The 14,099-nt window shown below is 36.3% G+C and carries 11 protein-coding genes and 1 pseudogene; 2 read left to right on the forward strand and 10 right to left on the reverse strand.

Annotated elements, in window-relative coordinates; translation table 11 throughout:
* Positions 1-238 precede the first annotated feature (238 nt).
* The 7 genes from ACY8DX_RS20870 to ltrA (ACY8DX_RS20900) all read right to left on the reverse strand — a co-directional run bounded on the left by ACY8DX_RS20870 (position 239) and on the right by ltrA (ACY8DX_RS20900) (position 6,946).
* Complete coding sequence (locus ACY8DX_RS20870) at positions 239-1,681, reverse strand: M1 family metallopeptidase (protein WP_462405997.1); 1,443 nt, start codon at positions 1,679-1,681, stop codon at positions 239-241.
* 185 nt (positions 1,682-1,866) lie between these two features.
* Positions 1,867-2,241 (reverse strand): DUF4181 domain-containing protein, encoded by a 375-nt coding sequence (locus ACY8DX_RS20875; RefSeq protein WP_462405998.1) that lies wholly within the window; start codon positions 2,239-2,241, stop codon positions 1,867-1,869.
* Positions 2,242-2,337: 96 nt separating this feature from the next.
* A complete protein-coding gene (locus ACY8DX_RS20880) occupies positions 2,338-2,772 on the reverse strand; it encodes a hypothetical protein (protein WP_462405999.1) in 435 nt (144 codons plus the stop codon).
* Between the two features lie 503 nt (positions 2,773-3,275).
* A complete protein-coding gene (locus tag ACY8DX_RS20885; protein WP_462406000.1) occupies positions 3,276-3,530 on the reverse strand; it encodes a hypothetical protein in 255 nt (84 codons plus the stop codon).
* A 165-nt stretch (positions 3,531-3,695) separates the two neighbouring features.
* Entirely contained in the window at positions 3,696-3,947 is a 252-nt protein-coding gene (locus ACY8DX_RS20890) for a hypothetical protein (RefSeq protein WP_462406001.1), read from the reverse strand.
* Positions 3,948-4,081: 134 nt separating this feature from the next.
* On the reverse strand, positions 4,082-4,618 hold the full coding sequence (locus tag ACY8DX_RS20895) for a restriction endonuclease (RefSeq protein ID WP_462406002.1): 537 nt from the start codon (positions 4,616-4,618) through the stop codon (positions 4,082-4,084).
* 999 nt (positions 4,619-5,617) lie between these two features.
* Positions 5,618-6,946 (reverse strand): group II intron reverse transcriptase/maturase, encoded by a 1,329-nt coding sequence (gene ltrA / locus ACY8DX_RS20900; RefSeq protein WP_462406003.1) that lies wholly within the window; start codon positions 6,944-6,946, stop codon positions 5,618-5,620.
* A gap of 732 nt (positions 6,947-7,678) precedes the next feature.
* Here ltrA (ACY8DX_RS20900) and istA point away from each other — a divergent pair.
* On the forward strand, positions 7,679-8,932 hold the full coding sequence (gene istA, locus ACY8DX_RS20905) for an IS21 family transposase (RefSeq protein ID WP_049669382.1): 1,254 nt from the start codon (positions 7,679-7,681) through the stop codon (positions 8,930-8,932).
* Positions 8,929-9,690, forward strand: a complete 762-nt coding sequence (gene istB / locus ACY8DX_RS20910) for an IS21-like element helper ATPase IstB (protein WP_049669381.1) — start codon at positions 8,929-8,931, stop codon at positions 9,688-9,690. Before istA ends, istB begins: the two co-directional genes overlap by 4 nt.
* A 128-nt stretch (positions 9,691-9,818) precedes the next feature.
* On the opposite strand, the pseudogene ACY8DX_RS20915 reads toward istB, so the two are convergent.
* From ACY8DX_RS20915 to ltrA (ACY8DX_RS20925), 3 genes and pseudogenes are all read right to left on the reverse strand, one after another.
* Positions 9,819-9,965: pseudogene (locus ACY8DX_RS20915) on the reverse strand (IS5/IS1182 family transposase); the annotation flags it as partial.
* 399 nt (positions 9,966-10,364) lie between these two features.
* The gene (locus ACY8DX_RS20920; RefSeq protein ID WP_462406004.1) at positions 10,365-11,273 is read right to left on the reverse strand and encodes a hypothetical protein; all 909 of its coding nucleotides are present in this window, start codon (positions 11,271-11,273) and stop codon (positions 10,365-10,367) included.
* A gap of 834 nt (positions 11,274-12,107) precedes the next feature.
* Positions 12,108-13,871, reverse strand: a complete 1,764-nt coding sequence (gene ltrA / locus ACY8DX_RS20925) for a group II intron reverse transcriptase/maturase (protein WP_225231404.1) — start codon at positions 13,869-13,871, stop codon at positions 12,108-12,110.
* Positions 13,872-14,099: the final 228 nt, after the last annotated feature.

The raw sequence follows: 14,099 nt of genomic DNA on the forward strand, positions 1-14,099 counted from the left end.
CCCCTCCCATATGACTAAAAGGTTGCTTCCTTTCAACAAAAAAACACCGCTGTCTATCAGTGACGGGTTCTCTTTTCTTATTAAACTAACGCCCCCTGTTAGCTTAAGTACATTTTCTCACAATCTTACCCCTGACTTTTCGGATGCTCCCCCTTTTACTATTATAAGAAACCCCCTAAAGGGGCATTAACCAATCTTAAGTATATGCCCCTTTTATGTAAATAATATTTGCTTATAATCACTTCAGTAATAACCATCCTTTAAATAATGAATCATCTTTTAAGTTGAAATAATACTTCGTAAATCTTACAAATTCTTCATCGTCTATTTCTTTATACTTATAATTATCATAATAAGTCTTTAAAAATTTTTCAGCTTCCTCTATGCCACCGTTTTGTTTGAATAAATTCCACAACATAGTGCTAGTTTTCCCATAAACATATGAACTCATATTATCTTCATATTCATCTAATGGCAAATTAACTGGAAGTGACTTAAGTGATTCTAACCCCTCGTTCATTGATTTGTACGGAATTTTCTCTCCACTTGTAGAATAATGATAAAGACTAGTTGAGAAATTTGCCAATCCTTCATCTAACCAAGCATTATGATATGGATCATTGCTGATAATACCATAAAACCATTGATGAGCTATTTCGTGGATAACCATTCTTTTAAGTGCATCAGGATTTACAGTATTACTATGATAAATTGAATTAGCTGTAACAATACCCGGGTACTCCATTCCAAGGCCATCTAACACAATATCTAATTGTGTAAACGGATAAGGACCAATATTCTCTTGAAAATAGGTTATCGTATCCACAGCGACTTCACTAATCTCCTTGTAAAAGTCCTTTTTATCTTCAAATCCAAATACTCTTATGTTTATATTGTTTTCCTGTTTCTCAATAACCATTGGATTTTTTAGGATGGCTATAAAAATATCTTTAACATTCTCTACTTTAAAAGTTCCAATAGATTCACCTGGGTATCCATCAGTCTCACTAGTGGAAACAAAGGTATACTCTTTAGGAATATCATATGAGACTTTAAAGTCACTAAAGCCCGTATGGTATGTTTCTCCCCTGAATCTATATTCTTCCTTATTCCAATTATGTTCTCTATAAGTGGCAACCATCGGATAGAAATGAGCTAAATGGTAATTCTCATTATTTTTAGTAAATCTCAACCCTCCTTCAGGCAGAGTGAGTTCATAATCAAAATGAACTTTTACACTATTACCTGGCTCTAATTTTTTAGTAAGAGGGATGTTTAATGTATCTTTTTCTAAGTGATAATCTACTTGTTTTCCATCCAATGTGATCTTAGAAAAATGAACTTTTGATGGAACTTCTAAAGAATTATGTAATTCTACAGATGTCTCCTCCGTAAAAATGTTGGGGATAAAATAAAATACTAAGTCGTTCCACGAATCTTGAGAGACATTATTTATATTTATTGTGGCAGTTATATTGAATTTCCCATCTTTATTCATTGTTAAATCAATATTGTATTGACTATCACTACCTGCCGGCATTGTTTTAGGTGAGAAATTATTTATGATATTTTTTTCATTCCTAATTGATTCTTGGCTGTTACTTAAAGAAATTAGTTTCAGAGTAGCTACTAAAGTTATTAATAAAATAATCAAAGAAAACCATATTAGCTTTTTACTCATTACATCACTCCAGCTTTTTAGTTTATTTCTTCTAAAACTAATATTCTGTGCGTGTTTTGAGTATTCCTCTGTACTTAATTGTGTTTTTAAAGACAATTAACTACAATCTTCTTCCGCTAACCTGCCCCTTTAGCTGCAAAACCAAAAAGGCTGATCACACCCTCGATATTAGATGGATGACCCTGTTAGTTATATAAGAGAGTAAGGGCCAAACATATGCAAATAAATAGCATCGTTCTGATAAGTGTTGGAATATATTGCTTAGATCCCTTTAGATACTTCCACTCCAATATAACTTGAAATCCCATTAAAGTGACTATCAATACAAAACAATGGTTCTCTAGAAGGACATCAGACTCCTGTATAGTGGCAGAAAAATAGGAGAATATAAAAATAACGACTATTATCGTTCTTCCCCATCGCTGAACGATTTTACCAGGAGTTTCGGAGATTTCTCTTCTCTTTACACCCAGAAATTTTTCTACCTGGTTTTCTATACTAATTACTACTATTGCTAAAACAATAAGAACCGCCCATATCCACACAATTAACCTCTTCATCTATCTTTATTAGTCACAGCTTCCTTACTATAACCATATAATTCGCTTCTTCTAGGTTAAACGCCCCTATTAGTACAAGTATAATTAATCACATTCTTATTGTAGTTCTTTTAAATCTGCTTCTTCTATCGAATCACCAGTAATTTCAAAGAATATTTCCTTATTACTTTCTAATTCAATTGGAATTTTACTTCCTATTGGCATTCTATCCCCATTATTCTCAAAATTATTATCTCTTAGTATAAAAACTTGCATTTCTACTTCACCATCTAACGCCATATCTGTTTTTGAGATTTCAAACCCTAATACTTCTCCTTTTTCAATTTCAGAACCGTCAGCATACTCAAGTCCTTCAGCATACTCAAGTCCTGCTGAGTATTTCGCTATTTTCGCTTCAATTCCATAAAAGTCAAAATTAGCATTGTTTTTTATGTTGATTGTCATACTATTTTTATTTACAGGATCAACTGTACTAACTGACAATAAAGTAAATAACAAAATTGTCATTGGCAATAGTAATATTTTCTTCATTACTTCACCTTCTTTTTTTAGAATTTTCTACCCTTGAAAAATTCTTTTTAGGTTATATTCATAAGAATTTTTATTTTTTTATCCTCATATCTAAGCCTCTATCCATATACTTTTACTCACTATTCACTTTCACAGATAGAGAAAAAAGCACCTGTAATTACAAATTTCATAATATGTATAAATTTTACCACACATACAATATAATCCATTTTTTATATTGATATCAATAAGAAAATAATTATTTTGTCCTGCCATAGACCTTCCAATTAACAACATAAGAAAAGACCGTCATAATGACAGTCTTGAAATTATGCTATTTGCCCAAACTAAAAGAAGGGGTTCTAGGATTATATATGAAATCCTTATTCCGTTAACCTGCCCTTTACTTCTATAAGAGGTTCAACATAAAAAGGCATTAATCCTTCCTCTTGAATCAATGCCCATTGTTTAAAAACCTCTTTGTTAAACAAAACAAAAGAGAGCAATGCTGCTTCAACATCATTTCATTTAACAATGTTATTTCTATTGGCTTTTTTACAAATAAATTCCGACATAAAGTAGGCTATTGTTGCAATTGATAAAGCTGATAGAAACGGAACTATAGAATTCTGCCCAACAAGTAATGCTTCTTGACTTGAAGTATTGTTGATCAAAGAAAAGTCAGGAGTATAAAGTGCTGTTAAAATCCAGCCAGTAAAAATTTCGAATGTCAGATACAACAGGACAAAGCTAATTAAAAACACAACATATTTTTTCAAATTTTCCCACCCCTTTGTTATTCATATACGAAAGACTACGAATAGAAGTTTCACTTTAATAAGTATCCTTCTTCCGCTAAACTGCCCTTTACTTAAATAAGGAGTTCAACATAAAGGGGCATCAATCCTTTCTGGATCAATGCCCTATTAGCACAATAAGAAAAATCATTTTGCTTCATTTAGGATTTTTTCAATTCGATCAAGTTGGTTTTTAATCTCCTGTATATCTGTCTCTTCCCTTTTAAATTTCTGTTCGGCTATTTTTCCATTAACTAGATAACGATTAACGATCTTTACGACATATACAATGGCGACAATGAGTACAACTACTGCCGCTAAAAGAACAAATGGTAGAACAGCTGTAAAAACCTCTACAAACCCTGATGTCTCCACCTCTGGCTCGATGGTTTTCTCCACTTAGTTATCACCTCCTTTAAATATATTCTTTATTTATATAGTATAGTTCTGCATTGTTATTGAGCTAACCTGCCCGTTTCTACAAAAGGAATTCAACATAAAAAGGCATTAATGGTGCTGCACCATCAATGCCCCTATTTGTTCAACAGTAACTTTTTCATAATTGAATAGAAGTTTTCCGGCTTTTTGTTTTCTCGCCTTTTCATTCTTGGACCTTTAGTCTCTTCCATTAACCACTCCAGTAAATCATCTCTATCGATTAATGTGACATTATTAGCCTCCGCTAGATTTTTTGCAGGGTTAGTAAAATAGTTGTTTGTTACCACCCAACATTCATCCGCATTATAAAAATTTTTAGCAGAAGATATTTCTTGTACTGCTTTTATGCCAACTTTACTTGAATAGCGTTTAGCTTGTACGATAATCTTTTTTTCATTCGAGTATAGGATGAGATCAACACCATAGTCGCCTGTTGTAGATGTTGTGCTGACTTTATAGCCTCTCTGCTTTAATAGGCTCATCAAAAAGTCCTCAAAAACTCGACCTTCCATCAGATCCACTTCTAAAATCCCTGAATTCCTTAAGTTCTCCTCATATTGCTCTACTTCAGCCCGAATATTTATTCCGGAAATGATAAGATAAATCAATGAGACCACTAATACGACTGACAATAGTAAGAATACTATTAATATAAAAGCCATTCTATAACTTTTCCCCTTCATTTACTGGATATAAAAACCAACACTTCCTTACGTGTATATTCACTTCAAACGAATATTTTTGCAAGGCAAAGGGTCTTGCCAAGACTTTATCACTACCTTTTTTTGATGAACAAATAGAATCAGTATATTGCTATTGGACAATTAGATAAGTTGGCTTTATTGAAAGCACTCACTTTTAAGATCAAAAAATACCAATATTATTGAGAATTATATAGGAAAAAAATAACATATGCGGTAAACTGAACTTTGTACGATAGGTAAATGTAAAGGGGTTAAATTTTTTTGGCAATATACACAGAACATCAATGTCCACTCTGTAGGAAAGGCATTATTGGAATCAAAAAAGAAAGAACCGGCCAAGTCGGTATTGAGGAACACAATTATTCCATATACAGAAATACGTGTCGTTGCGTTAAGAATGTTTCGAGAATAGCATCAATGGATTTTAAGAGTTATCAGAACGGGAAGCTGTTTGGCCAAATTCCTTGCGAAGATTGCGGCCTAAATGGGGCAGCCCTCCTCTATCCAACTAAGCAGCGACAAGGTAAATATAAAGCTATTTGTGCTAGTTGTTTTGAGGCAAAAATCCACAAAATTAAAATATCCCTTCCTAAGTAATTCTAGTATCCATCACCCTAGGGATGTGGACGTATATTCGAAGATTATTAGTTATTTAAAGCAATCGAGATGTAAAGGTTGCTTTTTTATTTTAATACGACTTTTCATAAGGAATGATGAACATACAAAAGCTCAAGTTCATTGAAACAATCATAGGCTTTAAAAAAGCTAACAAAAAAGAGAATCCAATCAAATTACACATCCTTCATTTTCCCTAATTCAACTAGTCGAGTAGAAGAGAGCCTTTTTACCTTTCGGTAAATTGTGCTCCTCCCCCCTCTCAGAACCGTGCTTGCGCTATTAACGCACACGGCTCCTCCTAGTTATCATTTACAAAATATAGCTAATTTCTATTCTTAATTCATAGATATTTACTCTGATTCTTGGTTTAGGAAGTGGGAACATTTGAAGGAAAAGCCTAAATTTATCCCATGTAAAGGACTTTCTTTGGCTCCTTCTATTCAGCCATTTAAATAGTAAAATTTCGATTTTCTCTTTGAAGTCATTAACAGTTTGAGAATTATCTGTGATGCAGTAATAGTTGTAGTATCCTACTAGTGAACGTCTAAATCTTTCCATGATTAAATGGATATTTTTATTTCTATTAGACTTCAACCATTCCTTAGATTCTTTAAGCTTGCCTTGGACTTTCTTTCTGCTCGATTTCCGTTTTACACGAAATTTCCCTTGTTTACTTTTTCCACAATAATGAGTGAATCCAAGGAAATCGAAGGTTGCAGGCTTACCATTCCCTGTTCGTTTTGCATTATTTTCTGCAAATCTCCCGAAGGGAATAACCTTGGTTTTATCCTCAGCTATTTCCAAGTTAAATTTCTTTAATCTCAGCTTTAATGACTCGTAGAATTGTAGTGCTTCCCTTTTGTGTTGAAAACAACAAACAAAATCATCCGCATATCTTACTATGTATGCTTGTCCTTCACATTGTTTCCTAACCACTTTCTCAAACCATAAGTCGAGTACATAATGAAGGTACACATTAGCCAAGATAGGAGATATTACTCCACCTGGCGGTGTACCCTTATCTGTTTTGTATCTCCTGCCTTCCTCCATGTAACCACCTTTGAGGAACCTACTGATTATTCTCAGGAGGTTAGGATCAGTTATTCTATGTTTCAAGAACTCCATCATCCATTTGTGGTCAACATTATCGAAGAAACCTTTGATATCTACATCTACTACATAGCTTACTAATCTCTTTTCTACATAAAAGTTTAGTATCTTCAACGCATCATGACAGTTTCTGTTTGGTCGGAACCCAAAAGAGCAGTCTAGAAAGTCATTCTCATAGATGGCATTTAGCACTTTCGCAATGCCTTTTTGTACAATTTTATCCTCATGTTCCGGTATTCCTAATGGCCTTCTCTTATTAGAGTCAAGCTTTGGAATATACATTCTTCTAACTGGAACTGGACGATAACTTTTGCTTTTAAGTCTGCTTGTTAAGTCCATTATATTTTCTTCAAGACTTTCGGCGTACTGCTCTTTCGTTGTACCATTCACACCAGTTGCCCTATTGTTTGGCAGCTCATGATGACATTGAATGAGTGATTGCACATTTAATAAATGTGCAAGAGATGTAAATTTCATCTTAGGGTTAGATTTAGCTAATTCTGCTATCCTTAGTAGTTTTGTTTCCATTTATTTCTCCTACCTCTGTGTGTAGTAAATGTGTCCCTAGTAAGGGCAATAACTGGTAGCTAGCCTTTCCTCCATTGGCATTACCCAACTTCATTGGTACTACGCTGCTATCCGACTCCCTACCCGGCATTTGGTTTCCTTACTTGTTATCGCTTGTACACCATACTCTTCTAATCAACAGAAAAGACCGGTAGGGTCTCCCGAGTTGCCATATCATATCCATGTATGACGTGCCAAGGTCTCTGACTCCAGAGAGGTTTTATCTTTCTCGCCTTTAACAAAAGATAAAATATTGCTTTCTGCATGCAGGTAAGGCATCAGCCCTCTCGGTTTACAAACGTTTATGGAGCTCAATCCCTTCAACCATTTGGTTTTCGGCCCGTCACCTAACTGTCTACGCTTAAAGACCAAAGTTACCTTTAGCCCTCCAAGACTCGCTACGAGCGAATGGCTAGTTCTTACTCGGCGGGAATCCCACCCGCTATATGATACGACCTAGGCTCGGCCGCACACCTGCCCGATTGTTTAAGTACATTAATTCACAAGTTTTATCTGATTAAGTTAAACAAAACAAGCCTTAGAGAAATGATCTAAGGCAATAGCATCGCAACATTTTTATAAACATCACAACTTTATGTCACTGCCGGAGTTAAAATACTCAATAACACCGATTTAAAATTCCTCACTAATCACGGATAATCGACGTATCACTACAAAAGAGAGGGATCGTCGATGTTGAAAATGGGGGATTTTATAATGATTCGAGAACTTTATCAAAAAGGATGGACATTATCAGCTATTTCAGAGGAAACAGGATTCGACCGAAAAACCATTCGAAAATATATTCATTCTGAAGAAACACCTTCTTCAAAATCGAGAATGAAACGGAAAAGCAAGTTAGATCCCTATAAGGCGTATCTCTTACAAAGAATTCAGGAAGGAACCACAAATTGCGTGGTCTTGCTTGAAGAAATTACAGCAATGGGGTATGAGGGGAAGAGTACAATTTTACGAGATTTTGTGCAGCCCTTCCGGGCACAACCAAAGAAACAGGCCACTAGGCGATTTGAGACACCTCCTGGGAAGCAAGCTCAAATGGATTGGGCGGAAGTCGGTGAAGTAGTGATGGATGGTCATCCACAAAAGGTTTATGCCTTTCTCATGATTCTGGGGTATTCCAGGATGAAGTATATTGAGTTTACGACAGATATGAAGCTCGAAACATTGATGAAATGTCACATGAATGCCTTCTCCTATTTTAACGGCATTCCGAATCAGATTCTCTATGATAATATGAAAACCGTCGTGACAAAGCACAGTCCAACAGAGATTCGTTTTAATCGTACGTTTGAAGATTTTTTAGCCTACTATGGGGTCGTCCCGAAAGCTTGTAAACCCTACCGCCCACAGACGAAAGGAAAAGTAGAAAGAACGGTGGATTACCTAAAGAAAAATTTCTTTCAACGAAAACATGAACCTACGCTGGAAGCATGGAATCATGACATACAGATATGGTTGGACAAAACAGCTAATAAAAAGAAAAATGAAACGACACAAGAACCGCCGGTTCAGCGTTGGCAAACGGAACAGCCACAGCTTCAAGCCTGGGGAATAAAGCCGTTATTCCCAACAAGCCATTGGGAAGTGCGGGAGGTAAGCAGAGATTGCTTTGTCTCTTACTTAGGAAAGAAATACTCTGTCCCTTTTCGGTATGCCGGTCAGAAAGTTAAGTTGAAAGTGACATTGGACAAACAGTTGGAAATATACGATGCACAAGACCGCATTGCCCAACATCCCATTATGACAGGAAAAGCACATATGCATATTCAGTTGGAGCACTATGAGAAGTCAGAAGAACAACAAAAAGAGCAGAAACAACAGAACTCCCCTGGTTTGCCGACCCCGGATTTCTGTCCTTCTACTCCACAGGTGGAAGCTCGATCTCTAGCCACCTACGCCGCACTCGAGGGGAATGAATCAGAATGAAATCCAGCCTTGAAGAACGACTCATCCAGTTGGGCTGGCATGACACAGCCAGTCAATTGGATGATCTGGTAGAGAATGCTTCTACCCATAATGTATCATATTTTGATTTTCTGCACACGGTTGTTTTACAGGAATGGGAACGTCGAGAATCAGCTAAATTAGAAAATCGAATCAAGCGCGCCAAACTTCCTTATACCAAAACCATTCATGACTTTGATTTTACGTTTCAGCCAAGCATCAATGAGCAACGTGTAAAGGAAACCCTTACCTGCCGGTTTATTGCCAATGGAGAGAATCGTCTTCTTTTAGGGCCACCTGGTGTAGGGAAAACCCATCTCGCCCTCTCTTTTGCCTTAGAAGCTCTGGCAAAGGGACATACCGCCTTGTTTTTGACGGCTGACCAAATGGTGGCAGAATGCCGTAAGGCAGAAACAAAAGGAAGCATTCCTAAATTGGCACAAAAATGGAGCCGTCCAGATTTATTGATTATTGATGAGGTGGGATACTTTCCTTTTGACGAGTTGACGGCAAATGTCTTTTTTCAAGTGGTATCCAAGCGATATGAACATGGAGCGATGATTTTGACCTCGAACAAATCATATATAGAATGGGGCAAAGTGTTTGGGGATGATGTCTTAGCGACTGCCATCTTAGATCGACTCCTTCATCATGCGGTTACCTTCAATATCAAAGGAGATTCGTATCGTTTGAAGGAAAAGAAAAAGGCTGGGATTTATCCAGCAGCGTTATCGAAGTAACGGCATCAGTGGGGAATTTTATTCCGGTGATAGTGGGGAAAACTAAAACGGTATTGACACTTTATTCAAAACATCGCATCTTTTTTATAAATATCGCGACTTTATTTCAAACCAACACCTCGTTCAGCCGAATAAGCATTCTCGACTAATGAGTAGATGAAGGAAAAATCAATGACGGCTTCTACTTTCCGAACCAAATGGTTCTCGGGAACGAGTTGATCTAATGTGAACATTTCTAATTGTTCACGGTTTTTAGGGGAATGTTTGGTTAACATTTCATTATCACCTTCAAGAAGAATTGATAACTATATCATACCAAAATGAGGAAATGTCTGTTTGAAATAAGGCTGTTTTAGGTGGAGTATGAACTCCTATTTTCGGCAGAACGTGAGACTCTTGGTACGGAGAAGGAGGCAGGCTGATGACAGCTCCTGCCGAAGGCGAGCTGGCTCAGCGCTTCCCCCACGGAAAGCGAGTCTATTCTGCCGAAAATAGCTTTCATGTCCATACTGAATGCAAAAACATAAAAAAGACCGTAGACTTTGATTTTGTCTACAGTCTGAGCGTAACATTTAATGTTACGCCTAGGTATACTACGTATAAGTTCTTGTTAGTTAAATAACAGTACCTCGTATCTTCAACCTTACAAATTTAACTAAGTCGAGTATTAGTATTTACAGATTAATATTAATTCTATAACTCCAGTTATATCCTGTGAATGAAGAAAAATCAATTGAAATAGGACCAATAGAAGCCGAGGTTCCTAGCGGAGTTGTAGGATGTGCATAATGTGTAACTAAACTTTTTGTTCCACTTACAGATTTCTTTACAAGTAATTTCTCTGAAATTCCACCTGATTGCTGAATGTAAGTACCAATCGGAACTTGTGCTTGATGTCCATATTGGCTATGCTCAATCTCTAAATCATCCATATTGGTAGTTACAAAGCTACCATTTCCCATTTTTCTAACAACAAATCTGTATTGGTCATCTGAATTTTGTTTAGCTTGAAAGGTACTATCCCACGCTGTAGCAACAGTATCCGTCGCCCACCAAGCCATTGGGCCATTTATCCAATTCCATTCAGTCCAGACTTGATAAATATTATTAGTAGATGTTGAACCGACTTTTGAGATATACGTTGAACCAGACCAATCACCCACTGCACGACCGTTATATCCCGAGCTAAAAGGCTGAACCTTGTCAAATTGTTCCTCGTCGATTCCTGCAAATGATAGTGGATCTAGTAACCTAGCAGTCTCTCTATCTTGTTTTTCTAGTTTAGCAATTTCTTTTTTATTATCTTCAGTAACTTCATGGATAGCACCATCTAAACTATGATAGGTTAATGTAACATCTTCGATAGTAAAATCAGCTTTTTCTCCACCACTGTTAACAATCTCTTTTTTTGTTTTGTAATTAATGTCTTCTACCTCTTCAGAATCATATCCCATTTCTATCAACTTCACATCTACTTCATGTTCAGGTGCTGCAATGTTATTTTCTGCAGCAAAAGCATAGTTACCTGAGAATAAAGTTAATCCTAGCGCCATCATAAGGCCCCTTATTAATACCTTTTTCATAATATCCTCCTCTTAAATTAGGTTTACTTTCAAGGAATATATTACCAAACTTAGGCCAATGTGTAAAAGGGCAAAAAAAAATATTATTTATGTTACTTAATTATTTTACAAAATAAGGGTATTTTCCGTGATGTTTTTAGTAATTATTTCACTTAAATAGATCATATTTACTTAAAAAACATCAAAAATGAACATATAGTACTTTTTTTTTGATTTTAAGGTTGGTTTATTTTAGTAGTGTGATATGTTATCTTATTTATGATTTCTGCTAATCAAGGAGGTTTTTTTTTTGAAGCATGTGCTCGGTATATTAATTTTAACTATAATCTTAGCTTTATTTATTACTTTTATATTTCCTTTTATACCTAGATACCTATTTTTATATGAAGATATAAATGCAATATTTCAGTTATCTATTTATATCCTACTAATTATAATATTGAAGAATATTCTTGATATTAAAAACAGAGATAAATAGCCATTAGCTACATTTTGAATTTCAAATAAAGGTCTTGCTATTTACTGATAAGACAAAAGTGAATTTACTAAACAAGTATTCTAAAAAAACAGCAGGAGTATATTCTTCTGGGCAACTGACCTACGTTGAACAAGTCGAGTAGAGGAGAGCCTTTTTACCTTACGGTAAATTGTGCTCCTCCCCCCTCTCAGAACCGTGCTTGCGCTATTAACGCACACCGTAGCAATAGGTAAGCGTTTGAAGTTATCTCCGGCTTTTCCCCTGCTCCACACGGAACGTGCCAGTTTCCAAGCATTCCGCGTTCCATCTGGCGATGGTTTTGATTATAAGTTTCAAGTTACTCTTATTGATTTGGATTATATGATAGGTTCTAACTCGCACTTTTCCCGATATTTATTGATTTTCTCTAATATCGGTGGCGTGATATCCAAACTTTTTATGAGTATATTCATCTTAGTTGTATCTGTCATATGGATTAGTTTGTGTACCTCTTTGTAGAGAATGCGTAAGTTATTGAACTTGTCATTTCCGCCGAGATGTACTGGCACGTAGTGATGACAGTGTACATCCCGTGCTTGTAGAAATTGTCCTGTAATTTCACATTTTCCTTGTTTCATACTATATCGACTGATTCGATTGTCCATATATTCGACACTTCGTGTCGGGATATTTGACTCCATTAGCAAGGCAATTTCTTGCTTGATATTCTTATGCAAATTCTTATGAATTAGCGCTCGGCCTTCAACTGTGAATAGTGTCAGACTTTGTGTGAAACAAATAGTGTTCTTTGTCTGAACATTCGCAAGAGGGAAGAGATGAATACCAGCAATTTCAAATGTCTTGAACCTCAAACTGTATAACTTCTTATAGGTTGGCGGCGGATTCGCTGGATGGGCGTATTTCCCGACTGGTTTAAGACGATTGTACATAGATGCACCTATATCATAAGCAAGACGTGAGAAGGCTAAGTTGACATGTGTAGCTCGATTAAAGTAATTATGCAGCCCTAAGACAAAGCTATTAAATCGCAAAGCATTTTGAGTCGTTGGTGAGGCTCGAAGTGCCTCAATTCGTTTCCTCGCTTCATCTTTTATTTTCTGTATCTTTTCGGCTTTCACAAAAGTATGGGCCACACGTTTTTCACCTTTGCGAATGGCACGTATCGTAAATCCAAGAAAGGCTGATTCATGTTTCCGCAGATTAATTACTTTTGATTTTTCCGGTGAAATGTCAAGTTTTAAACGCTCTTTCAGAAAAAGCTTAACGGCATGATACCATTTTTCGGCTGTCTTCCAGTCCCGACATAAGATTTTAAAGTCGTCGGCATAGCGAACTATATAACCTTCTTTTAACTTTGTGTGAATCTTTGCATAGCGTTCACCTTCGCGTGTCGTATATGGCTTATCAAGAGGGAAGAGTTCCCACTGATTCGCTATCCATTGATCTAATTCATTCAAAACCACATTAGATAATAACGGGGATAGTAGTCCACCTTGCGGTGAACCCTTTTCCGGAATGCCTTCACCATCAACTTCAGCTTTTAACATTTTTGAAATGCAAGCTAAAACTTTTCTATCATAAATACCTAAATTCCACAGCTGTTTAATGAGCAATGTATGATTGATATTGTCAAAGAAGCCTTTGATATCAACATCAACAACATAGTGAAGTTTAGAATGGTTAACAAGGAATTGAACTCTTGCCATCGCATGATGTGTAGACCGTAAAGGTCTAAAACCGTAACTATGATTATAAAAGTGCGCTTCCGTAATTGGCTCCAATACTTGCTTGAAACACTGTTGAATGATTCTATCGAGGATACATGGAATGCCTAGAGGTCGCATTTTACCATTATCTTTTTCAATTAATTTTCGTCTGACTTTCTTCGGGCGATAATTCTTGAGCTGTTTTTGTATCTTTTCTACTAAATCATTTTCTGTTAGTCTCTCTATGTCGATGATGGTTTTTCCATCTGTACCGGGGGTCTTAGACCCCTTATTTGACTTGATAGTCCGATAAGCTAATAAAATGTTATTCCTCGACGTGATGACGTCATATAAGTGATGGAATGTTTCTTTATTTTTAGCTCGGTGGTACAAGTCAGTAAAAGTGTCGGTCATATCATAGTAATCCCAGTATCGTAGAGCTTGCACTGTGGCATCATTCCTTTGTGAGGTGATGTTCCCACGTTCTTACCCGACCGGTGCAATGCACAATTGAAAAATAATCGTTGCCAATCACTAGACTTGGGGCTGTTCCTCTACCTCCGTTACAGAAGCTTCATCAGTCGTACCCCTACCCTCATAAGGACAAGTGCATTTCGTTCAATTACTTATAGCAACCGTTTT

The sequence above is a fragment of the Gracilibacillus sp. Marseille-QA3620 genome (assembly GCF_054950035.1).

Bases quoted from the DNA above. Each gene is read 5' to 3' on its own strand.
- ACY8DX_RS20870 (WP_462405997.1), bottom strand. From the start codon at position 1,681: ATGAGTAAAAAGCTAATATGGTTTTCTTTGATTATTTTATTAATAACT.
- ACY8DX_RS20875 (WP_462405998.1), bottom strand. From the start codon at position 2,241: ATGAAGAGGTTAATTGTGTGGATATGGGCGGTTCTTATTGTTTTAGCA.
- ACY8DX_RS20880 (WP_462405999.1), bottom strand. From the start codon at position 2,772: ATGAAGAAAATATTACTATTGCCAATGACAATTTTGTTATTTACTTTA.
- ltrA (WP_462406003.1), bottom strand. From the start codon at position 6,946: ATGGAAACAAAACTACTAAGGATAGCAGAATTAGCTAAATCTAACCCT.
- istA (WP_049669382.1), top strand. From the start codon at position 7,679: ATGTTGAAAATGGGGGATTTTATAATGATTCGAGAACTTTATCAAAAA.
- istB (WP_049669381.1), top strand. From the start codon at position 8,929: ATGAAATCCAGCCTTGAAGAACGACTCATCCAGTTGGGCTGGCATGAC.
- ACY8DX_RS20920 (WP_462406004.1), bottom strand. From the start codon at position 11,273: ATGAAAAAGGTATTAATAAGGGGCCTTATGATGGCGCTAGGATTAACT.
- ltrA (WP_225231404.1), bottom strand. From the start codon at position 13,871: ATGACCGACACTTTTACTGACTTGTACCACCGAGCTAAAAATAAAGAA.